General features: G+C 56.2%; 23 protein-coding genes. 5 read left to right on the top strand and 18 right to left on the bottom strand.

Annotated elements, in window-relative coordinates; translation table 11 throughout:
* The first annotated feature begins 44 nt into the window (after positions 1-44).
* A complete protein-coding gene (locus AC2FLU_RS01175; protein WP_496809285.1) occupies positions 45-974 on the top strand; it encodes an MBL fold metallo-hydrolase in 930 nt (309 codons plus the stop codon).
* Positions 971-1,915 carry an MBL fold metallo-hydrolase gene (locus AC2FLU_RS01170; RefSeq protein WP_496809284.1) on the top strand — a complete coding sequence of 315 codons (945 nt, stop codon included), beginning with the start codon at positions 971-973 and terminating at the stop codon, positions 1,913-1,915. Before AC2FLU_RS01175 ends, AC2FLU_RS01170 begins: the two co-directional genes overlap by 4 nt.
* Position 1,916: 1 nt before the next feature.
* Here the strand turns inward: AC2FLU_RS01170 and AC2FLU_RS01165 are convergent, their stop codons facing one another.
* The 14 genes from AC2FLU_RS01165 to AC2FLU_RS01100 all read right to left on the bottom strand — a co-directional run bounded on the left by AC2FLU_RS01165 (position 1,917) and on the right by AC2FLU_RS01100 (position 14,593).
* Positions 1,917-2,975 carry a YeeE/YedE family protein gene (locus tag AC2FLU_RS01165; RefSeq protein WP_496809283.1) on the bottom strand — a complete coding sequence of 353 codons (1,059 nt, stop codon included), beginning with the start codon at positions 2,973-2,975 and terminating at the stop codon, positions 1,917-1,919.
* Positions 2,976-3,026: 51 nt separating this feature from the next.
* Positions 3,027-4,250 (bottom strand): 5-aminolevulinate synthase, encoded by a 1,224-nt coding sequence (hemA, locus tag AC2FLU_RS01160; protein WP_480555201.1) that lies wholly within the window; start codon positions 4,248-4,250, stop codon positions 3,027-3,029.
* 1 nt (position 4,251) lies between these two features.
* Positions 4,252-4,686 (bottom strand): DUF302 domain-containing protein, encoded by a 435-nt coding sequence (locus AC2FLU_RS01155; RefSeq protein ID WP_480520613.1) that lies wholly within the window; start codon positions 4,684-4,686, stop codon positions 4,252-4,254.
* 80 nt (positions 4,687-4,766) lie between these two features.
* Positions 4,767-6,029, bottom strand: a complete 1,263-nt coding sequence (locus tag AC2FLU_RS01150; protein ID WP_480555202.1) for an FCSD flavin-binding domain-containing protein — start codon at positions 6,027-6,029, stop codon at positions 4,767-4,769.
* Positions 6,030-6,053: 24 nt separating this feature from the next.
* Positions 6,054-6,734 carry a c-type cytochrome gene (locus tag AC2FLU_RS01145; protein ID WP_496809282.1) on the bottom strand — a complete coding sequence of 227 codons (681 nt, stop codon included), beginning with the start codon at positions 6,732-6,734 and terminating at the stop codon, positions 6,054-6,056.
* A 29-nt stretch (positions 6,735-6,763) separates the two neighbouring features.
* A complete protein-coding gene (locus tag AC2FLU_RS01140; protein ID WP_496809281.1) occupies positions 6,764-7,804 on the bottom strand; it encodes a c-type cytochrome in 1,041 nt (346 codons plus the stop codon).
* Positions 7,788-9,059 (bottom strand): sulfite dehydrogenase, encoded by a 1,272-nt coding sequence (gene soxC / locus AC2FLU_RS01135; protein WP_480555204.1) that lies wholly within the window; start codon positions 9,057-9,059, stop codon positions 7,788-7,790. Before soxC ends, AC2FLU_RS01140 begins: the two co-directional genes overlap by 17 nt.
* Positions 9,060-9,124: 65 nt before the next feature.
* On the bottom strand, positions 9,125-10,822 hold the full coding sequence (gene soxB / locus AC2FLU_RS01130) for a thiosulfohydrolase SoxB (RefSeq protein WP_496809280.1): 1,698 nt from the start codon (positions 10,820-10,822) through the stop codon (positions 9,125-9,127).
* A gap of 87 nt (positions 10,823-10,909) precedes the next feature.
* The gene (gene soxA, locus AC2FLU_RS01125; RefSeq protein WP_480495916.1) at positions 10,910-11,755 is read right to left on the bottom strand and encodes a sulfur oxidation c-type cytochrome SoxA; all 846 of its coding nucleotides are present in this window, start codon (positions 11,753-11,755) and stop codon (positions 10,910-10,912) included.
* A 69-nt stretch (positions 11,756-11,824) separates the two neighbouring features.
* Entirely contained in the window at positions 11,825-12,154 is a 330-nt protein-coding gene (soxZ, locus tag AC2FLU_RS01120; protein WP_480495914.1) for a thiosulfate oxidation carrier complex protein SoxZ, read from the bottom strand.
* Positions 12,155-12,188: 34 nt separating this feature from the next.
* Complete coding sequence (gene soxY / locus AC2FLU_RS01115; RefSeq protein ID WP_480520617.1) at positions 12,189-12,605, bottom strand: thiosulfate oxidation carrier protein SoxY; 417 nt, start codon at positions 12,603-12,605, stop codon at positions 12,189-12,191.
* Between the two features lie 46 nt (positions 12,606-12,651).
* Positions 12,652-13,128 (bottom strand): sulfur oxidation c-type cytochrome SoxX, encoded by a 477-nt coding sequence (gene soxX / locus AC2FLU_RS01110; protein ID WP_496809279.1) that lies wholly within the window; start codon positions 13,126-13,128, stop codon positions 12,652-12,654.
* Positions 13,129-13,259: 131 nt separating this feature from the next.
* Positions 13,260-13,838, bottom strand: coding sequence for a thioredoxin family protein (locus AC2FLU_RS01105; RefSeq protein ID WP_480520688.1), 579 nt, complete (start codon positions 13,836-13,838; stop codon positions 13,260-13,262).
* A gap of 14 nt (positions 13,839-13,852) precedes the next feature.
* On the bottom strand, positions 13,853-14,593 hold the full coding sequence (locus AC2FLU_RS01100; RefSeq protein WP_480520621.1) for a cytochrome c biogenesis CcdA family protein: 741 nt from the start codon (positions 14,591-14,593) through the stop codon (positions 13,853-13,855).
* Between the two features lie 80 nt (positions 14,594-14,673).
* Between AC2FLU_RS01100 and AC2FLU_RS01095 the strand changes: the two genes are divergently transcribed.
* From AC2FLU_RS01095 to AC2FLU_RS01085, 3 genes are all read left to right on the top strand, one after another.
* Positions 14,674-15,048, top strand: a complete 375-nt coding sequence (locus AC2FLU_RS01095; RefSeq protein WP_496809278.1) for a hypothetical protein — start codon at positions 14,674-14,676, stop codon at positions 15,046-15,048.
* A gap of 100 nt (positions 15,049-15,148) precedes the next feature.
* Complete coding sequence (locus AC2FLU_RS01090) at positions 15,149-15,457, top strand: metalloregulator ArsR/SmtB family transcription factor (RefSeq protein ID WP_480478211.1); 309 nt, start codon at positions 15,149-15,151, stop codon at positions 15,455-15,457.
* A gap of 42 nt (positions 15,458-15,499) precedes the next feature.
* Positions 15,500-16,561 carry a YeeE/YedE family protein gene (locus AC2FLU_RS01085; RefSeq protein ID WP_480555211.1) on the top strand — a complete coding sequence of 354 codons (1,062 nt, stop codon included), beginning with the start codon at positions 15,500-15,502 and terminating at the stop codon, positions 16,559-16,561.
* Between the two features lie 92 nt (positions 16,562-16,653).
* Here the strand turns inward: AC2FLU_RS01085 and AC2FLU_RS01080 are convergent, their stop codons facing one another.
* The 4 genes from AC2FLU_RS01080 to AC2FLU_RS01065 all read right to left on the bottom strand — a co-directional run bounded on the left by AC2FLU_RS01080 (position 16,654) and on the right by AC2FLU_RS01065 (position 22,019).
* Entirely contained in the window at positions 16,654-18,459 is a 1,806-nt protein-coding gene (locus AC2FLU_RS01080; protein WP_480520627.1) for an ABC transporter ATP-binding protein, read from the bottom strand.
* A gap of 1 nt (position 18,460) precedes the next feature.
* Positions 18,461-19,390 (bottom strand): ABC transporter permease subunit, encoded by a 930-nt coding sequence (locus tag AC2FLU_RS01075; RefSeq protein ID WP_480478073.1) that lies wholly within the window; start codon positions 19,388-19,390, stop codon positions 18,461-18,463.
* A gap of 10 nt (positions 19,391-19,400) precedes the next feature.
* Positions 19,401-20,324 carry an oligopeptide ABC transporter permease OppB gene (gene oppB, locus AC2FLU_RS01070; RefSeq protein WP_496811764.1) on the bottom strand — a complete coding sequence of 308 codons (924 nt, stop codon included), beginning with the start codon at positions 20,322-20,324 and terminating at the stop codon, positions 19,401-19,403.
* Between the two features lie 66 nt (positions 20,325-20,390).
* Complete coding sequence (locus AC2FLU_RS01065; RefSeq protein ID WP_480607040.1) at positions 20,391-22,019, bottom strand: peptide ABC transporter substrate-binding protein; 1,629 nt, start codon at positions 22,017-22,019, stop codon at positions 20,391-20,393.
* Positions 22,020-22,155: the final 136 nt, after the last annotated feature.

Raw genomic sequence — 22,155 nt, 5'->3', positions numbered from 1 at the left:
CATTCATCATTTACAAATATAAACATTCATCTTAATGATTGTGTATGAGCAGAGACCCAAATTTCTCCCGGCGGAACTTCCTGTCCCAAGGCGCATGTCTGGCGGCGCTCTGCCTGCGACCCAGCTTTGCGGTTGCGGAAATGACACTTGGCCAATCGGCAAGGATATCAACTTTGTCAGATGGGTATCTGTCATTGCCGCCCGAAATGGTCTTTGGGGCAATGCCCGAGGCAGAGCTGACAGAACTTCTGAACCGCTATCAGGCAGATCTGACCAGCTACGAGCCCGAGTGCAACATCGTGCTCTACCGCGATGACCAGAATACCGTACTGTTCGACGTTGGGGCCGGGCCGGATTTCATGCAAACCGCTGGCAAACTTCCGGAAACTCTGGACGCCGTCGGGTTATCTCCGGATGAGGTCACGCAGGTGATCTTCACCCATGCTCATCCGGATCACATCTGGGGTGTGCTGGACGACTTCGGAGATCCCCTCTTTCCCAATGCCAGATATCATTTTAGCCGCAAGGAATGGGACTATTGGTGGAACCCTGCAACCGTTGACACGATAGGAGCCGACCGCACGGCATTCGCGGTGGGCGCAAAGCGGCGTATGGAAGCCATCGAAGACATGGTTGCGTTCTTTGATGACGGGCAGGAAATCCTTCCCGGTATCGCAGCACGCGCTAGTTTTGGGCACACGCCCGGACACATGGCCTTCGAAATTCGCAAAGGCGGTGACGCGGTGATGGTCGTGGGCGATGCGCTCGGCAATCCACACGTCGCGTTCGAGCGTCCAGACTGGCTGAGCGGTACGGATCAGGACCCTCACGCCGCGGCAAGTGCCCGGAAATCGCTGCTGGATCAGATTTCTCATGCCCAAATGAAGATTATTGGATTTCATTTGCCAAATGGCGGAATTGGCCGTGTCGAAAAGGCCGGTTCGACCTATCGATTTATTGGAGAGCCTGCATGATGCGCGCTTTGTTGATTGCCTGTACCCTGGCCACGCAAACCTGGGCCAGTGAGGATATTGCAGACCAGTACCCGCAGAGCGTTCTTTACTCGAAACCTGTCGAATTTATTCCCGGCGTCTTTTCCGCCATCGGTGCAACCGCACCCCCGACCTATGAGAATTCGGGCCACAACAACAACCTCAGCTTCATCGTGACCGGAGAGGGTGTTGTCGTCATCAACGGTGGCGCGGCCTATGTGCTTGCCGAAGCGCTTCACAAGGAGATTCAAGCGCTCACGGATCAGCCCGTGAAGCTTGTCTTCAACGAAAACGGTCAGGGGCACGCTATGCTGGGGAATGCCTACTGGTCGGAACTTGGGGTGCCCATCGTCGCTCATTCAGATGCTGCGGCTGAATTCGAAGAATATGGGCCACAAATCCTTGAAGGGATGCAGGCATATAACAAGGACAAGGCAAAAGGAACGTTTTTGGCCGGTCCGACAGAAACGTTTGACGATGAATACGTTATCGAACTCGGCGATTTTCGCATCGAGGCCAAACATCTTGGACCTGCGCACAGCCCCGGCGACATTTCGATCTGGTTGCCCAATCAAAGCCTTGTCATCGCTGGTGACATGGCATTTCACGAACGTATGCTGCCAATCTTTCAGGACACCTACACCGCAGATTGGCTTGAGACCTGGGACAACGAGTTCGAGGCACTGGAAGCCACATATGTGATCCCCGGGCACGGTCATCCTACGAACATGGATCAGGTGCGCCGGTATACACGCGACTATCTTGTCTACCTGCGCGCAATGATCCAGGAACATATGGATGCAGGCGGGGATCTGGCCGAGGCCTACTACGTCGACCAAAGCCCTTATGCCCATTTGGACACGTTCGAAGAATTGGCCACGAAAAACGCGGGTCGGGTCTACGAACAGATGGAATTCGAATAAGTCAGGACCGCCGAAGAACGGGCATTCGCATCATCATCCGATGGGTGGCGACGGCCCCAACCCACATCGAGAAGACGGCAAGCCACGCAGTCAGCGACAAGGCCGATCCCCCGGACAATCCGGCACCAACGGCGCAGCCACCTGCCAACATTGCACCAAATCCCATCAAGACGGCCCCGACAAGGTAACGCTCCATCGGAGTATCCGGGCCGAACTGTTCGATCTTCCACTCGCCGGACAGAACTGCAGAAACAGCGGCGCCAATTGCGACGCCCGGAACCAGACCAATGCCAAAGGACAGCGCAATGTTCCGCTCGGCCACCAGCGCCATCAATGTATCCGTTGCCGGGCCGGTGAACGTGACCGAAGACACCGGCACGACTTCGAAGGAGGCTTGTGCAATCGCAAATGTCATCAACCAGCCAAGCGCCACAGCGACACCAACTCCGGCTGCCATGACAATCTTTGTCACTGTCACCTGCTGGCGCACTGCAAACACGACGGCCAGAACAAAGGTCCCTGCGGCAAAGACTGTGTACGCGATGGGCGAAAACCCAAGTAGTGCCGAAAGGTCGCGCGCATTGCCACCTGCGATCGTCCAAAGACCGGACAGCGCCTCGCGCGCGGGGCTGAGCACACCTGTGTAAGCCGCTTGCGCGACCAATGTCAGAACCAGCCCCGTCACCATTGCCCGCAGATTGCCGCATGAGGCCAACACCAACAGGCGCGACGCGCATCCGCGCGCCAAAATCATTCCGACGCCAAACATCAAACCGCCGATCACCGCGCCACTCAGGCTGCCTGTCGACGCAATTGACCGCGCCTCGGACAAATCCAGCCATTCAATCGAGACGAACCCCTGTACCAGCGTCAGCGCCGACGTGAACGCGACCAGCCAGACGGCCAGACGGGGGCCAAGCTCGCCCTCGGCGACTTCAACAGTGGATGCCCGCAAACAGAATTGAGATTTCTGAGCGGTGACTCCGAACAGGATGCCAACAAGCAAACCGGCGGCAGCCAATGTGCCCGAATCTCCCAGCAGATCGATGAGGCGTTCCATAGACAAAACTCTCACCTCTTTACGTGTCCGTCTTTGCCTTCCGTCAAGTTCTCACTGTGCGGCCATCGGTTTGCGCGCAAGCTGGCACTGTGTCCACAATGCACCCAACGCCTCGACCAACAGGGTTACATCTTCTGACGAATGTACAGGTGACGGCGTAATCCGAAGGCGTTCGGTGCCTTTCGGGACAGTAGGATAGTTTATCGGCTGGATATAAATCCCGTAGTCGCGCATCAAAACATCCGAGATGAAGCGGCACTTGACCGGATCACCGACCATGACCGGGATAATATGGCTTGGGTTGGGCGTGTGCGGGATGCCCAAAGCGTCCAGCCTGCTCCGAACCTCGCTTACGCGTTGCTGATGCAGGCACCGCTCCTCATTGCTATGCTTGAGGTGCCGGACGGATGCTGCGGCGCCGGCGGCGACGGCCGGGGGCAATGCTGTGGTAAAGATAAATCCGCTGGCAAAGGAACGGACAAAGTCGACAAGTTCCTTTGACGCCGCGATGTATCCACCAACCACGCCGAACGCTTTGCCCAACGTGCCTTCGATAACCGTCAGGCGATCCATCAGCTCTTCGCGTTCAGCGATGCCGCCACCGCGCGGCCCATACAGCCCGACGGCATGAACCTCGTCCAGATAGGTCATCGCGCCGTACCGATCCGCCAGATCGCAGATTTCGGCAATCGGCGCGATATCGCCATCCATCGAATACACACTTTCAAACGCGATCAGTTTTGGTGCGTTGGATGGCAGGTCCATGAGATGTCGTTCAAGGTCCTTCAAATCGTTATGCTTCCAGACCCGCTTTGCGCAACGACTGTGACGGATACCCTCGATCATCGACGCGTGGTTCAATTCGTCGGACAGAACCGTGATACCGGGAATTCGCGAAGCCAGAGTTCCCAAAGCGGCCCAATTTGAAACATACCCGGACGTGAATAGCAGCGCTGCTTCCTTGCCATGCAGATCCGCAAGCTCCTGCTCAAGCAGAACATGTTCATGCGTGGTCCCCGAAATATTCCGAGTCCCGCCAGCCCCTGCGCCACAGGTGTCGATCGCGCGGTGCATGGCCGCCAGAACCTTTGGATGCTGACCCATTCCCAAATAATCGTTCGAGCACCAGACTGTGACTTTCTCAGGTCCGTTTTCTGCATGGTTGTGTGCAGTTGGAAATGCTCCGCAATGACGCTCAAGCTCGGCGAAGACCCGGTAATTTCCTTCGGCCTGCAATTGCCCTAGCTGATCAAGAAAAAACTGTTGGTAGTTCATGTCAGTTTCCAACGGCTTCTTCTACGATACCGGCCAACAGGGCTTCGACTTTCTCCATCGGTCCGTCAGGATAGCTTCGGTAGCCCACTTTGACACCGCCTTCGTCCTCGGCCACGAAGATCCCGTAGGGGCAATAGCCGATATTCATCGGGTCGGCCTCCATCATTTCGCGCGAGAGCTTTGCGGAACAAAAGATAAATATTTCAGCGGCTGTGAAGATCTGCTTGTCGCTGCCGACATCCGCCCCCGTCCGGTTCAGCATGTCACCAACATGGCTCACATAATCGATAACCAGCCCCTGCCCAACAATTGCTGATTCAACGGCAAAGGTGGCGTCATCAAAGCTGCCGTCAAAGGGGACGGCAATGACCTCCCCTGCAAAAACCGGGTTTGCTAATGCAACCGAAAAAGCGGCTGATGCGATAAAGTGTTTCATGATGATGTTCCTCCTCCTGAACCACATTTCTTCAGATTTCACCGCCAAGGCTTTGACACCGGTCAAAGCCTTGGCGTTTCTTAACCGAACATGTCCGATGTGATACCGGCATACCAACCCAGCGACTCTTGGTAGGTTGCTTTTCTCAGGTCGGAGTCTTCGCCGGTCTGGCTGATAAAGCCGTCCACCTTGGCAATCTTTTCTGGCGTTGCTTCATAAGTCGCACCAACCTTGATCCCGTCATCCGTATCAATGAGCGACCAGCACGTGTTCGAAAACTTGGCCGGGAATATCTTTGATCCGGTCAATGCACCGCGAACGGCATTGGCGCAGACTTTCGCCTGGCTGTTGGCCGAAAAACCGGATTTCGGCATGTCGCCTTGCTGGCTGGCATCACCAAGAACATAGATGTCAGGGTCAGCTTTCGATGACATGTCCGCCGCGTTCACCGGTGCCCAGTTGCCATCGGTCACACCGGCCATTTCCGAAATACGCCCGGCTTTCATGGCCGGGATCACGTTGCAGACATCGACCTTGGTTTCTTCACCATCGATGGTCACCGTCATGGCATCCGGATTGACCGAGACATTGCCGCCGCCAAAATCCTCTCCGATCCAGTCGATCATGCCTTCGTAGTGGTCGGCCCAACCTTCCTGGAACAAAGACATCTTGGAGAATTTGTCTTTCGGATCAGCAATGATGATTTTCGCTGTCGGATTGTTCGCCTTCAGCACATGCGCAACCATCGAAACCCGCTCATAAGGTCCGGGGGGGCAACGGTACGGGTTCGGCGGCGCGACCATCGCAAAGGTTCCACCCTCGGGCATCGCCAGAACCTGCGCCTTCAACAGCTCGGTTTGAGAGCCCGCCTTATACGCATGCGGCATCTTGTTTTGTGCAGTCACATCCCACCCCTTGACCGCGCCATCGACAAAGTCGATACCCGGACTCAGGATCAGTTTGTTATATGGAATAGATCCGCCACCCGCTAACGAGACGGTTTTGGCGTCGCGGTCGACACCCACGGCCCAATCGTGAACCACGTTGATACCGTATTTTGCGGCAAGCGTGCCATAGCTGTGCGCAATGTCCGAAAGCTCCTGAAACCCGCCCAGATACAGGTTCGAGAAAAAACAGGTGTAATATGTTTTGGACGGCTCGATCAGGGTGACGTCAATCTCGCCCTTGCTGTCTTTGGCAATATAGCGCGCCGCGGTTGCGCCGCCTGCCCCGCCCCCGACCACCACGACACGGGGCTTTCCCTGCGCCAGCACCATCGGGGCCGACAGCCCGGCGGCAAGTACCCCTGCGGTTCCCAGAAATGTCCGTCTGTTGAGTGTCATCGCGTTTCCTCCCCTTGGGCATTGTCACTGTGGGTTGTTGAAGTAAGCGGCCAATGCCGCGATCTCATCGCTGCTCAGGCGGCCCGCGATCATCTGCATGACGGGATGGGGCCGCTGCTTGTCCTTGTAGGCGTGCATGGCGACAACGAAATCCTGGTCGGGCCAGTAAACGATCGAGGGAATCCCATCATCGCCTCCCTCTATCTGGTGGCATGTCGTGCATTCGCTGCTCAGATATTCGCCGTATTCTGGATCACCCTGTATCGCGAGGATTTCGGGGTTGACGGAATGGTCCGTTCTCTTTGCCGTTGGGTCGGCTTCGGGGATGTCCTGCGGGTTGTCGGAAAACACACGCAAATAGGCAATTACATTGGCCCGATCTTCCGGGTTCTCGAGCCCACGAAAGCTCATTCTGGTGCCGGATGCGAATGCGCGGGGGTTTTCAATGTAAGCCGACAATGTGTCGGCGTGCCATTCCAGCCCCGAAGTACCTGCACGGATCAGGCTTTTGGAATAGGTGAACTCCTCTAGCCCGGCAGCCCGGCGGCCAAATACACCATTCAAGTGCGGACCGATCCTGTTTTCAGCACCGGCGCCGACCTGATGACATTCTTTGCATTGGGCAAACACAAGTTTGCCGGCTACAGCATCGCCCAAGTCTTCGGTCGCGGTGGCGGCAGTTGTCGGGATACTCGCAGCAAACATGACACCTGTTGCCCACCGCCGCCACATGATCAGCTTCCGAACGACTTCAGGTAAACGATGACCGCGTCGATTTCATCCTGTTTCTTCAGCCCGGCAAAGGACATACGTGTCCCCTTCATGTAGGCTTTAGGCTTGGCCAGAAACGCGGCCATCTCTTCATCCGTCCAGATCAAGCCATCCTCGGCGGCAGCTTTCATGGCCTTGGAGTACTTAAAGCCTTCGACGGCGGCCGCATTGGCACCGGCAACGCCGTTCAATGCCGGACCCGTGCGATGCTTGGCCCCCTCGCCGACCTGATGGCATGACTTGCACTTCTTGAAAACTTTTTCGCCATTTTCGATCATTTCGGGATCAAGTGCCGCTGTGTCGTCAGCGGTTTCTTCGACCTCGACGGGTGCTTCCTCGGAAACAGATGCCGGGTCCGCGCTTTCAGCCCCGGCTTCGTCAGGCGTTACATCCAGAACGGCGGCGCGCATGGTGATTTCCACGCCTTCTTTGCAACCCACCATGCATGGCTCATCCGTCCAGAAATGCGCCTCGGCCGTTTCGCGGTCATCCACGATGAAACCCCCGGCATTCGGCATTTCCACTTCAAGGAAATTTTCGTGCGACAGCGTGAACTCATCATCAACGATGTCGTTGGAATACAGGATATAGGCGACAATCGCGTAAACATCGTCAGGCTCCAGCGATTGTGCGTCTCCAAACGGCATCGAACGGTTCACATAGTCCCATACCGTCGAAAGGTGCGGCCAGAAGGAGCCCACTGTTTTCAGCGGGTCCTTATCCGCAAGCGTGCCCTCGCCGCCCGCCAGTTTCGGCCAATTGCCCACACCTTCTGCAAAATCGCCATGACAGATCGCGCACCGTTCGGCAAAGACCTCTTCACCGGTGAACACGTCGCCGGACCCTTCGGGCAATCCGGTTCCGTCAGGTGCAACGTCGTGGTCCCATGCTGCGATTTCTTCGGGCAACGCAGGGCGCCCAAGTCCAAGCTTGTCTGCATGGACTGGAACCGCCACGCACAACCCAAGGGCCGAGGCGGCCAATAGCTTACGATACTTCGACATTTTCCGCCTCTCCGCTTTCCTTGATCCACCAGGTCTGGATACAATTGTTGTGGTAGATCGAGTTCTCACCACGCACGTCGCGCAGCTGAGCTTTGCTGGGTTGGACGTAACCGGTCGAATCCTTGGCGCGGGCCTGCAACAGCATCTCTGTACCGTCCCAGTTATGGTCCAAATAAAACCGGGTCAGCGCCTTGTCTGTTCCGGGGGCCGCCAGACGCGCAGGAAACCAGTTTTTGCCACCATCCACCGACAAATCGACGCCGGTAATCGAGCCCCGCCCGGACCAGGCCAACCCGGTGATCACCAACGGCCCCGGCCCATGCGTGATCGGCGCTTGCGGGCTGGGCGAGGTGACGACCGATTTGGCGTCCATTACCCATGTCCATTTGCGTGATGTTCCGTCTTCGAGTGTATCCGTATACTTGGATGTCTCTTCGCGACTTTCGATAGCAATCTCGGTGACCTCGACCCGGCGCAGCCACTTAACCCACATGTTGCCTTCCCAGCCGGGAACGACCAGCCTGACCGGATAGCCGTGTTCTTTGCGCAAAGCCTCTCCATTGGCTTTGAACGCAACAAGTACGTCGTCCATTGCCTTTTCCAGTGGGATTGAGCGGCCGTTCGAGGAAGCATCCGCGCCTTCGACGTAAACCCATTTGCCTTCGGTCTTTACCCCCGCTTCTTCCAGCAGGGTGCGCAGCGGCACACCGGAGTATTCCATGTTGTGGATCATTCCGTGCGTGAACTGCGCGCCGTTGAGCTGCGCACCGGCCCATTCCATACCGGTATTGGCAGCGCATTCGCAGAAATAGATACGGTTTTCACGCGGGAAACGTTCCAGATCTTCATATGTGAAGATCAGCGGAGTTTCGACCAGACCGTTGATCATCAGACGGTAGTCCGCCTTGCTCAGCTCGATCGCACCCGAATGGTGCCGCTCGAACGCGCATCCCTGCGGGGTGATCGTACCGTCCAGCGCGTGGATCGGCGTGAAATTGATCGAACTGATCGTGTCTGCGGTCAACCACTCGACATTGCGCCGTACAACATCACTCTCGAATTGGATTGGCAGGCCGTAGGGGGTTGCATCCACGCCTTCGCCCGTTGACTGTGCCCATTCCTGAACCTGCGTGATCAGCGGGTCAGGGCCTGCGGCGCGCGCCGCTGAGGCTCCGACCGCACCTACGCCAACCGCGGCGGCACCGCTTAGAAACTGGCGACGCGATGGGGCTTTTCCCCTTGGGTTCTCGCTCATCTTGTTTGCCTCCGTCATTCGATCAGCAAATCTTGTATTCAATGTTTGAAGTTCGGTTCGCGCTGTCAGGCTCCGATCACCTCGACCGATGTATTCGGTTCGACAGTTACGGTACCCTGGCTGCGAATGTGGTTTTCGACGACATCCCAGATGGGCGGGCCTTCGGTGCCTTCGTTGACGCTGGCCCAACCGGCCACAACATAGGATTTCGCCGGATCAATCGCCTCACCAGTCTTGAGCAGGGTCATGTCGCTGATCCGCTGCCCTTGCGGTTTGGTCACATCGATACGGTATCCAAGTCCGCCGACACGCACCATGTCGCCACCCTGCTGGTAATAGGGATCGGGGTTGAACAGGTTGTCGCCAACATCCTCGAGGATCACGTGAATGACCTCACCCGTCATTTCCGTGCGATACGCATTCGGATAAGACATCGAGGTGACGTTCCAGATATCCTCGCGCGTGATCTCGTGACCGGGCAGGATCGACGGTCCCCAGCGCACACCCGGCGACATGGCAATATCCGCCTCGCGCTCGCTGATCAGTGCGTCACAGATCAGATCGTCCCACGTGCCATTGAAGTTTCCGCGGCGATACAGCAGCGAGTCCGTCTTGCCAATCACTTCGCTTAGCGCCGCATCATATGGTGAACGCTGTTCGTTGATCAGGGCCGTGATTGCCGGATCAGGCGCGATGACGTCTGAAAAGATCGGGATCAGCTTGTGCTTCAACCCCATCATCTGGCCATCCCGCACGTCCAGATCAACGCGGCTGACGAACTTGCCGTTCGAGCCGGACGCGATGATATGCGTCTTTTCGACCAGAACCGGTTCAGGCAATGCGTCATGGGTGTGACCGCTCAGGATTACGTCAATCCCCTGAACACGGCTCGCCATCTTCTTATCCACGTCAAAGCCGTTATGGCTGAGGACAACGACCACATCGGAACCGGCGTCGCGCACCTCGTCCACCATGGCCTGCATGTTCTCATCCCGGATCCCGAACGAGTATTCCGGGAACATCCAACTGGGGTTGGCAATTGGCATATACGGGAAAGCCTGTCCGATAACGGCAACTTTGGCCCCGCCGCGCTCGAAGAACTTGTAGGGCCTGAAAAGTTCCGCAGGTTCATCCCATTCCGCGTCAAAGATATTCTGACCTAGCGCCGCAAAGGGCAAACCTTCGACGATCTCGTTGACCCGCTCGCTGCCCAACGTGAACTCCCAATGGAATGTCATCGCATCGGGCTTGAGTGCATTCATCACGTTGACCATGTCCTGACCCGCCGTCTGATAGCAGGTATACGAGCCATGCCAGGTGTCGCCCCCATCCAGCAACAGCGCATCTGGCCGGTCGGCACGGATGGCGTTGATAACAGTCGAGACCCGGTCAAGCCCTCCGACGCGGCCATACGTTTTTGCCAATGCAGCAAAGTCATTGTAGGTAAGCGCATAGGCGGACGGGCTGCCATCTTCGATCCCATAAGCCTTGCGAAACGCGGCCCCCGTCACATGCGGCATTTGCCCGCGCGCGTCTCCGATGCCCAGATTGACCTCGGGCTCGCGGAAGTAGATCGGTTTAAGCTGCGCGTGGATATCGGTGATATGAATCAGGCTGATATTTCCGAAGGTCTCAAATTCCAGCAACTGGTCCTGGCTCAGGCTTTGCTGGGCCGCCAGCCTTGCCCAGTTCCCTAAACCGGATGCCCCATATAGCGCTGAGGCCGCCATGGAGACCTGTAGAAAATCACGTCGCGATATCATCTGTCGGCTTTCCTGTTTCACATATAAATGTGTGAATGTAGTAGAAATGAAAAACCCGCGCCCGACAATCCCGGCGCGGGTTCTTTGTTACTGGCGTACCGACGGCGTTTCGACCGAAAGCCCATTGCCGCGCGATGCTACATAAAGCTCCAGTGCGCGGAATTCGTCCGAGCCTTCTGCAAAGGTTTCAGCGCGTGTATCGCGAATACAGCCGCGGAAGCGATTGTGGCGCGAGATCAGCTTGGCCTGTTTCAGACGATAGGTCGGGAAACCGTTGACCATCCCCTGGCTCAGATGGTCGGCCCGGATCATGTTGCCCCAGTTGTCTTCGTGACAGTTGGCGCAGCTCAACTCCAGCTGACCATATCGTGTGTAGTACATTTCCTTGCCCTGCTCCCAATACGGGGCCGCATCACCATCAATGGCGACATTCATGGGCAATCCACGCGATTGCAGAGCGATCAATGCCACCACACCCTGCATATCCGCACCCGACCACTTCCACGCGTCCGCTTCCATGCGTTCCGTGCGGCACTTGTTGATCAGGTCTTCCATTACCACCAGCTTGCCGGTTTCCGCATCGACCTTGGGCATAGATGCCTGCAACCCCTCAAAGCTTTCCACGTCACTGTGGCAGGACGCGCAGCTTTTGCCAGCCGCCCCATCGACAGTCTGGTACAGGTCCGAGGCCTGATCGACAAATACCATCGCCGGGTTGTCGAAATCGTCGATCTGCAAAGCCTGGGTTTCATCGGTCCTGAAATGCCACCCCGAGTAAATCGTATCGAAGTTCTCGACATGGGCCGGGGCTTCGGTCACCGAAACCATTTCCAATTCTTCGTTGATCACCAACTTGTCTTCGTCAGGTCCGGCGGCCACTGATACTGGGAATGCCAGAACTGCCGCGATCGCCGTGAGTGCTTTTTTATTCATTGCGTTCCTCCCTTGGGTGATCAGCGCAGGTTTCGCCACCGGCGCTGATCTGCCAGTGCGGTCGAGCCGTCAGGCGATCTCGATCGAGTTTTTTGTGTCGTAAACAGAACCGTCATCGTCATACCACGTGAAGACGAATTCCCCGGCTTCGGGCACGGTTGCATCGAATTGAAAGTACGGGTTTGTCGAAATCGCTGGTTCCATGGCCACGTCTATCACGAGTTGGCCGTTAAACTCGCAGGTGAATCGGTTGATGATCGACCGCGGGATAACGTTGCCTTCCTTGTCCTTTCGCTGACCGCTTTCCATATTGTGGCTAATCAGCGTTTTGATCGTGACTGCTTCGCCAGCAGCGGCTGTTTTTGGAACCTTGACGCGGGGTTTTACACCGGATGCCATTGGTTGTTCTCCTGTTCTTCAGGGCGCGCGGCGATCAGCCGCCGCAGCCGCCAATTGTCACTTTTACGGTTGCCGAGGCCTTGGCAAAGCTGCCATCAGCCATTTTGGCCACAGCAATGACATCCTGCGTTCCGGCAAGTCGAATACGGGTCGAAGCCGCCTGTGCAGCAGCCAGCGGGCCAAAGTTGAACGTGGCAACGCCGGGCTCGGGGTTTCCGGCTGCTACGATCAGGATTGCAGCCGCACCCGGCGCGCTGACTTCGATCGGAACGGTGTTTCCGTTCTCGGCAATTTCCGGCGCCGTCAGTGTCACACCGCCGTCGGCCATGTCTGCACCGCCAGTAAACGCAGCTATCGCGTCTTCCGCAGCCGCATTTGCGCGGAACGGCATCAGGGTCAGGACCGCAGCGCCCAGACCGAGAGCCAGAGTCTCGCGACGAGAAAGTTCCATTTTCAATCTCCTTTGGATCCTCACGAATTCACGCCTGAAAGCGTGATTATTGTTCTTTAAGGGTTGCGAGGAACGCGACGACATCCTCGATTTCCTGTGCAGTCAGGATTGACGTCAAAGGCCCTGACGGGGCTTTGCCCGTATAGGCGTCGCCTGGGCGGATATATCCGTCATCCTTGTAGAAGGCGGGCATGACCGTTCCGTCAAACGTCATCTTGGCATTTGCGACCAGTCCTCGAAGCTCCGCTTCGGACCACCGATCCCCGGCCCCATCCAGCAGCGGACCGACTTCGCCATGGAACGGAATATCCGCCAAGGCCGTGACCTGGTGACAGGCCACACAGTTGCCCTTGGATTTCTCGCCCACGATGATCGCACCGTTTGCCGCATCGCCAGCGACGCCGGTCAATGAAGCCTCCACCGCGCCATAATCGTCAAACTGTACGTCTTTTGGTCCTGTTTCTGCCGCGATGGCGGCACTGCCTGTTATGATACAAGCCAAAGTCAAGTGTCTCAGCTTCATGATCCCTCCCATTTGCTACCGCGCCGATGGCGCTTTGCGACCCAAAGCCTCTGTGTACCGTAGTCGACGGGCAGGGTTCATCGCAACATTAAATTCATCTTAATGAATTTTTTTATTTATATTGCGCCGCATCAATCTTGCGAAACATTGTTTCGCTCTTGAATGCGGCGCGCATGATACCGTTGAAAATCTTCTCCATTATCAAGCTCGTACCGTTTTTCATTGACCCAGGTAAAAAGATCGAGGGTCGTTCCCTTCGAAAACGCCCCGGGCATGACCGCAACGGCCGCTTCGATTGCTGTGGCATCCTCTGATACGTCCTCCGGTAAGAAAACCAATGTAGGGGTGAACAGAATCCCCCATTTGCGCATCAGTGATCTTTGCTCGGCTTCTTCTCCGTCAAAATCGGTGGCCAAGGTGCTTCCGTGTAAGTCCAGCTGAACGACAAAGAAGTTTTCTTCGATATACGAAGACAGGTCGGGTTGGGGGAAAACCTCTTCATGCATTTTTTTGCAGTAGATGCAGCCCTGTTGTTCAATGAACAGAACCAGCCGCTTACCTTCCCCCCTCGCCTCTTCAAGGTCTTCACGAAGGTCTTTGAACGTGTCTCGCATCCACGGCGTTTTATGCAGACCGTCATCCCCCAGTTCAGCTGCGGAAACCGCCCCTGCAAACAGCCCTGTAATCAAGAACAGTATTACCCGTGTCATGGTGTCCTCCCGAATTAGCCGATGGCCGCCAGCCAAGGCATGTGATCCAGCATCCATTGTGCGATTAGATTTATGGTATTGGTCGCGATCAGGATGCCAAAAAGAATCAGCAAGACACCCATCGCCTTTTCAATGATTCCCAGATGTTTCCGGAAGCGCGCCATCCATTGCATGAAGGGTCGAACCAAAAAGGCTGCCAGAACAAACGGCGCCGTCATGCCAACCCCATAGACAAACAAAAGCGCGGCACCGCGCCAAGCGGTTTCGGTTCCGGCCGCCATGAACAGGATCGCCGCCAGAACCGGCCCGACGCAAGGCGTCCAGCCAAAGGCAAAAGACAGCCCCAGAACATATGCCCCGATCACGCTTACATTTGTCGTCTTGCCGTTATCTGCACGGAACTGTCGATACAGGAACCCGATACGGAAAAGACCCAGAAAATGCAGGCCCATCGCGATGATGATGAGCGCAGCGATCCATCGCAGAATGTCGAAATACGCGCGTACCATCTGACCAAAGATCGACGCCGTGGCCCCAAGCGCCATGAAGACCGTGATGATCCCGGCGGCAAAAGCTATCGCTGACAGGGTCGCCCGGCGGCGAACATCCGGGGTGATCGTCGAACCAGCCGAAATCTGCTCCATCCCGACACCCGCCAGATAACTTAGGTAGAACGGGACTATGGGCAGAATGCAGGGGGACAGGAAAGACAAAAGCCCCGCGATCAGAGCCCCTGCAAACGTGATGTCGAGCATGGTCAAATCCGTCCTGACAGGCTATTATTCATACATTCAAAATAATAAAGATATAGCACCTCGGTCAATCGGAGCTTTTGATGCGTCACGTAATTCAAACATTGGTCGTCATCACATTGCTGATCTGGCCTGCTGCGTCGCGGGCCGAAATGGTGTTGCTGATGGCCGAAGAAGACGGGTGCATGTGGTGCGCCCGCTGGGACGCCGAAATTTCCGAAATCTACCCGCTGACAGCGGAAGGTAAAGCTGCCCCATTGCAACGAACGGACATCCACGCAACCACGCCCGAATGGATTACCCTGGATCGGCCTCTTTTCTATACGCCGACCTTTGTTTTGCTGGAGGACGGTCAAGAAATCGGCCGGATCGAGGGTTATCCTGGCGAAGACTTTTTCTGGGGGCTATTGGGTGTTTTACTACGTGACGCCGGAGTAATGATCGAGAGCTCTGGTTAAATCCCCAGGATTTACATATACTGTTTTGAATACGTGAAGCCACGAAAGCGAGAGGATCTTGTTGGACAAACAGTCGAAACTGCCCGTGTTCACCAAGGACATGTGCGACGAGGACTTGGACAGGATGATGGATAACGCCCAGACGGCGTCCAATTTCCTCAAGGCGATCAGCCATGAGGGGCGGCTGATGATTCTGTGTTATTTGTCATCTGGCGAGAAATCCGTCACGCAGATGGAGGAAATGCTGTCGGCCAGACAGGCCGCCGTTTCCCAACAGTTGTCCCGCCTGCGCTTTGAAGGGCTGGTCAAGACACGACGCGAAGGCAAAACGATCTACTACAGATTGGCGGACGACCGGTCGACTCAGATTCTGGAAGTCGTCTACAATCTTTTCTGTCGGGACAAGTAGAAGCCCGAGAGAAACACCGCCAGCTTTGGGAGGAGACTGGCCATGTTCGAACTTCTGGGAGACGCCAATACAGTTGCGCTGGTCGGTCTGGTCGGCGGCATTGTACTTGGGCTTGCCGCGCGCATTGGGCGGTTCTGCACCTTGGGTGCGATTGAAGATTATCTTTATGCAAATGACGACCGGCGCCTGCGTATGTGGGCCGTCGCGATTGGTGTTGCGATCGTCGGCAGCCATTTGGGCATGGCGTTAGGGTGGATTGATCCACTCAGCACGACCTATATTGCGCAGACGTGGAATCCGATCGGATCGGTCATTGGCGGATTGATGTTCGGATATGGCATGGCCATCAGCGGAAACTGTGGCTATGGCGCGCTCGCGCGCCTTGGCGGCGGTGACCTTCGGTCATTCGTCATTGTCCTGATCGTGGGCCTTTCCGCATATGTGGTCATGTCCGGCCCTCTGGCCTATGTCAGGATCTGGCTTTTTCCCGAAGCCATGGATCTCGGTAATCCACAAAGCGTCAGCTTCCTTGCCGAACGGCTGACGTCGATACCTGCATGGGTTACAGGAACGCTTGTCGGCTCTGCCATAGTAGTGTTTGCCCTGACAAATGATCGTTTTCGTAAATCACCTGCGCAGGTTTTTTGGGGTGCGGCGGTCGGATTGGCAGTCGTTTCAGGCTGGCTTGGCACCAATTGGGTAGCCACACACGGGTTTGACGGTGAGACCTTGCAGACACACACGTTTGCCGCGCCTTTGGGTGATACCGTGTTCTATCTCATGACCGCCTCAGGCAACACGCTCTCGTTTGCGGTCGGTTCGGTTTCAGGGGTTCTGATTGGTGCTTTCCTGGGGTCATGGTCAAAAGGTCATTTCCGATGGGAAGCCTGCGAAGATCCACGTGAGCTTAAGCGGCAGATGTTGGGGGCGGCGATAATGGGGCCCGGGGCAATAATTGCGGTTGGATGCAGTGTCGGGCAAGGCATCTCCGCTTTTTCTCTGCTGGCCTATAGCGCGCCCATAACCTTTGCGGCGATCTTTGCCGGAGCAGCTCTTGGCCTGCGACAGCTTGTGTCAGGATTGTCTTTCATTCCCGAACGTTAAGCCCCACCACACGCTGCGGTTTCTTCGAACAGTCCCTGCGCAGGTTTTCGGTGCACGCACCAAGCATCGAAAACCTGCAACAGACCTTTCGATCAGCCATTGGCCATGATGGAATCCAGCGTGTCGTGTTCCGCTACAAAATGGTCTGGTGCGACTTCTTGCAGCTTTGGAACATAATCACTGTGACCGTTGACCAGTCGGCTGGGCAAAAACCGCAACGCGGCTTTGGGATCCAGCGGCGATGGCAGCTCACCCGGCAGTTTAAGGCGCTGCCGCGTCCGCTCTACATCCGGGTCCGGTATCGGCACGGCCGAGATCAGTGATTGAGTATAAGGATGGATCGGCTCCGAGCAGATCACCTCTCCATCACCCATTTCCACAATCCGACCAAGATACAGAACCATGATCCGGTTCGATACCGCACGCACAACCGACAAGTCATGGCTGATGAATATCATCGACAGGCCAAATTCCTGCTGAAGTTCCTTTAGCAGCTCGACAATCTGTGCCTGAATGGAAACGTCGAGCGCTGAAACCGCTTCGTCACAGATAATCAGCCTGGGCTTGTTGATCATCGCCCGTGCAATGCCGACGCGCTGGTTCTGCCCTCCGGACAGCTCGTGCGGGTAACGGTTGATCATGTTGGCCTGTAGACCAACCCGCTCCATCATCTCGGCGACCATCTGTTTGCGTTCCCGGTCCGTCAGATCGGGGCGGTAGGTTTTCAGCGGCTCAGCAATCGACGCTGAAATGGTCATGCGTGGATCAAGACTGGCCAACGGGTCTTGGAACACGATCTGCAGGTCCTTGCGGTATTTGTTCAGCTCGGATCGCTTCAAGCCGACGATCGGATGGCCCAACCAGCTGACGCCGCCCGCGCTGGGTTCGATCAGTTGCAAGACCGCGCGCGCCAGTGTCGATTTTCCGCAACCGGATTCGCCCACGACACCCAGAGTTTCGCCCTTGCGAATATCAAAGCTGACACCGTCGACAGCTTTCAGCGGAACCTTGCGCCCGAACAACCCGCCAGAGACATGAATAGGGAAATGAACCTTGACATCATCGACCTTGAGAAGGGGTTCTTCGGCCTTTTCCAAAGCGCGCGGTGCGTCGCCGGAATCAATCCGGGGCATCGCCTCCAGCAGGGCCCGCGTGTATTCATGTTGCGGATTTCGGAACAGCGCGCGTGTTTCACCGGCTTCGACGAATTCACCCATCCGCATGACCTGAACCCGGTCGCACATGCGCGCAACGACGCCCATGTCATGCGTGATCAGTGCAATTGCGGTGCCCTCATCTTTTTGCAGGTGAACCATCAGGTCAAGGATGTCTGCCTGAACAGTAACATCCAGCGCTGTCGTCGGCTCGTCCGCAATAAGCAGTTTGGGGCTGCACAGCATCGACATCGCAATCATCACACGCTGCCGCATTCCGCCGGATAATTCGTGCGGGAACTGGTCCAGACGACGGCCCGCTTCGGGAATTCGCACCCTGTCCAACCACTCCAGACAGCGCGCGCGCGCCGCGGACCCCTTCAGGCCCTCGTGGACCTGCAGCACTTCGCGCATCTGCTGCCCAATCTTCAGATGTGGTGTCAAAGCGGTCAGAGGATCCTGAAAGATCATGCCAACATCATCGCCGCGGATCTGGTTCAGCTTGTTCACTGGCAGGTTCAATATCTCCTGACCGTTCAGCTTGGCTGACCCGCTGGCGTGTCCGGCAGAGGGCAACAAACCCATAGCGGCCATGAAAGTCTGGCTTTTGCCGGATCCACTTTCACCAACGATACCAAGGCATTCGCCCGGATTGATATCAAAACTGATATCCTTGACCGCCTCGACGACACCATCGGGGGTGTCAAACCGGACGCTCAGGTTCTTTACGGAAAACAGACTCATATCAGCGGTCCTTCGGGTCCAAAGCGTCACGCAGACCATCGCCGATGAAGAACATCGTGATGATAATGGCGACATAGAATGTCAGCGGGAACATCAATTGCCACAGCGTTCCATAGCCCATGGTTCCCGCCCCTTCTGCGATCAGTCTTCCCAGCGACGTGTAAGGTTCGGAAATTCCCAGACCCAGGAATGAGATGAAGCTTTCGGTCAGGATCATTTCGGGCACCAGAAGCGACGCATAGACGATCACGACACCCAGCAGATTAGGCAATATATGGCGATACATGATCGTGAATTCACTGACGCCCGCGGCGCGAGCAGCCTCGATGAATTCGCGGTTCTTCAGGGCAAGCGTCTGCCCGCGAACGATACGTGACATGGTCAGCCATCCAACCGCGCCCAGTGCGATGAAAAGCGTGAAGAAGGATCGCCCGGCAACAACCAGCAGAAGGATGATGATCAGAGTTGTCGGGATAGCCAGAAGGATGTCGACAAAACGCATCATGGCGCCATCCGTCCGACCCCCAAAGTAACCGGCAGTAATGCCATAACACGTACCAACGATCAGAGCGGTCGCCGCCCCGATCAACCCCACAAGCAGGGACGTCGTGGTAGCCTGAATGACGCGGCTGTACAGATCGCGCCCCAGATCATCGACACCGAAATAGTGACCCGTTTCCATCGACGGCATTCCCATGCCCCGGACATCGCCCATGACATTCCAGTCGATCTCTTCATTGCTCCAGACCGCAAAATACGGGCCAAGGATTGTGAACAACACGATAAGCAGCAAAATGAACACACTGGCCATTGCCGCTTTGTTTCTTACAAAGCGCATGCGCGCGTCCTGCCAGAGCGAACGCCCCTGAACGGCTGTATAATCGGTGATTTCTTCGGCCAGATGCGCGGCTTTTTGTGATTTTCCTAGCATATCCAGCCCCTCAGTAGCGGATCTTCGGATCGAACCAGGCATAGGCCAGATCGGTCAGCAGGTTTACCAGAACGGTCAGAACGCCATAGAGGATCGTAACCCCAAGCAGCACAGCATAGTCGCGTGACAAGGCCGAGCCGACATAAGCCTGCCCCAGACCACCGGTCGAGAAGTAGATGTCAACAAAGACGGATCCGGTCAGCACATAAACAAACACCGGCCCCAGATAAGATACGACCGGCAGCAAGGTCGGCTTCATCGCATGGCGCCAGATCACGGTTCTTGTCGGCAGGCCCTTGGCACGGGCGGTTCTGATAAAGTTCGAATTCAGAACCTCCAGCATTGAAGACCGGGTGATCCGTGCAATCGATCCCATGTAAGATGTCGCAAGGGCGATAACCGGCATGATCAGATAGGGCCATTGACCACCATTCCACCCACCGCCGGGCAACCATCCCAGCCACAGGGTGAAGGTCAGGATCAGGATCGGACCCATGATGAAGTTGGGCAGCGCCTGCGCTGCAATCCCCAGCCCAACCGCAAAGTAGTCGATCCAGCTGTTGTGCCGGATCGCGGCGGCAATCCCCAGCCCGATGCCAATCACAGTAGCGACCAGAAAGGACAGCGACCCATAGGTCAGCGAGATCGGAAAGCCCTGCGCGATGATGTCGTTCACATCGCGGTCCTTGAACTTGAAGGACGGTCCAAAATCGAAATGCACAACGATATTGTACAGATAGTCCCAGAGTTGCTTCCACAACGGCTGGTCCAGACCATACCGCGCCTCGATATTGGCCAGAACCTGCGGCGGCAATGTCCGTTCCGAGGTAAAGGGCCCACCGGGCGCATAGTGCATCAAAAAGAAACAGGCGACGATCAGCAGCAGGATCGTCGGTATGGCGGTCAGCACCCGCCGAATGACATAGGCAAGCATTCAATGCCCCCAATAGATGGCGCTGCCCCGAAGAAAACTTCGGGGCAGGTCATGGTCAGAAGATGATTACTCGGCGATTTTGTAGAGGTTCTTGGAATACCAGTTTTGCTCTACGTTTTTGACCGGCCAGTTTCCGACATCGCTGTCCATCATGTAGACACCAGCATAGTGATAGATCGGGATAACGGGGGTTTCCTGAGCGATAATACGCTCGACCTCGGTGTACAGCGGTGCCGGATCGTCCGAAGTTTTGGCTTCGGCCAACAACTCGTCCACACGGGCATTGTTATACTTGCCGTCGTTGTAGCCCGAATCCGACTGCAACAGGTCAAGGAAGGTTGAGGCTTCGTTATAGTCGCCACACCACGCGCCGCGGGCCAGATCAAAGTTCTGGTTGCCCCGCTCTTCCAGGAAGACTTTCCATTCCATGTTGGCCAGTTCAACATTGGCGCCCAGTTTTTGCTTCCACATCTGACTCAGCGCGACAGCAACTTTCTTGTGGGCTTCCGAAGTGTTGTAGACCATCGAGAAGGTCAAAGGGTTATCCGCACCAAAGCCGGCCTCAGCCAACAGTTCCTTGGCCAGCTCATCGCGCTCGGCCTGGCTCATTGACGCCATTTCAACGACCGGAACCGTAAAGCCTGCGGTTGCTTCTGGCACAAATGTATACGCGGGCGGCTCGCCACCGGCCTTGATGTTCTTGGTGATGATGTCCCGGTCAACGGCTAGCGACAGAGCCTGACGAACTTTGGGGTTCTTGAATTCTTCAGGGCCGCTGTCAGACACGTTAAACGTGTAGTAATAGTTGCACAGGCGCGGGAAGCTGATGGCCTCGCCCGGATGCTCTTCTTGCAGACGCGGGAATTGACCGGCAGGAACTTCGGTCCGGTCCAGTTCACCGGCCAGATAGCGGGTCAGGGCTACGTTTTCATCATTGATGACCAGTGCCACAACCTTGTCGATGATGGTGTTGTCATTGTCCCAGTACATCTCGTTGCGCTCACGGACCGAACGTTCCTGCGGCAAGTGCTCGGTCAGAACATACGCGCCATTCGACACGATGTTTCCCGGTTTGGTCCATTCGTCACCAAATTCCGCTATCACCTTCTGAGGTGCCGGGAAGGTTGTCGAATGCGTCGTCATCTGCGGGAAATACGGCAGCGGCGCGCTCAACGTGACTTCCAGGGTTGTGTCATCGATGGCTTTGACGCCCAGATCATCAATCGGCTTTTCGCCTGCGATGATTGCCGAAGCGTTTTCGATCGACATCAGCTCCATGAACCACGCGTAAGGAGAGGACAGTGCCGGATCAACTGCGCGTTTCCATGCAAAAACGAAATCTCCGGCGGTTACCGGGTCGCCATTCGACCATTTCGCATTGTCGCGCAGTGTGAAGGTGTAAACCTTCTTGCTGTCATCGACGGTGTAACCTGTTGCAACGCCCGGAACCAGATTGCCATCCTCATCCTGGTTCATCAGCCCTTCAAACAGGTCACGTACAATTTCAGCACCGGAAACGTCTTCGACAACCTGCGGATCGACCGAGCTGTGCTCGTCCAGAATGCGGTAGGTAAAGGTCTGATCGTCCGCCAGCGCTTCGCCGGTTTCAGGATGCGTGCCAGCGGCAAACGCGGCACCTGTGATCATGGTCGACGACAAAAGCCCCGCCACTGAGTTCCGAATGTATCTGTTCATGATTTCTCTCCCATAAGTTCGTCGCTGCGCGGCCCCACTTGATCGGGGTCGCACGCAGCAGCCGGATTAGACCGACGCCCGCTGAGACTTCGTTCATTTCGATTTTGATTTTGCCAATTCGCAAGGAACACTGCGT

Source organism: Ruegeria sp. SAZD013, from assembly GCF_059612525.1.
This window is presented reverse-complemented; position numbering and strand designations above follow the sequence as displayed.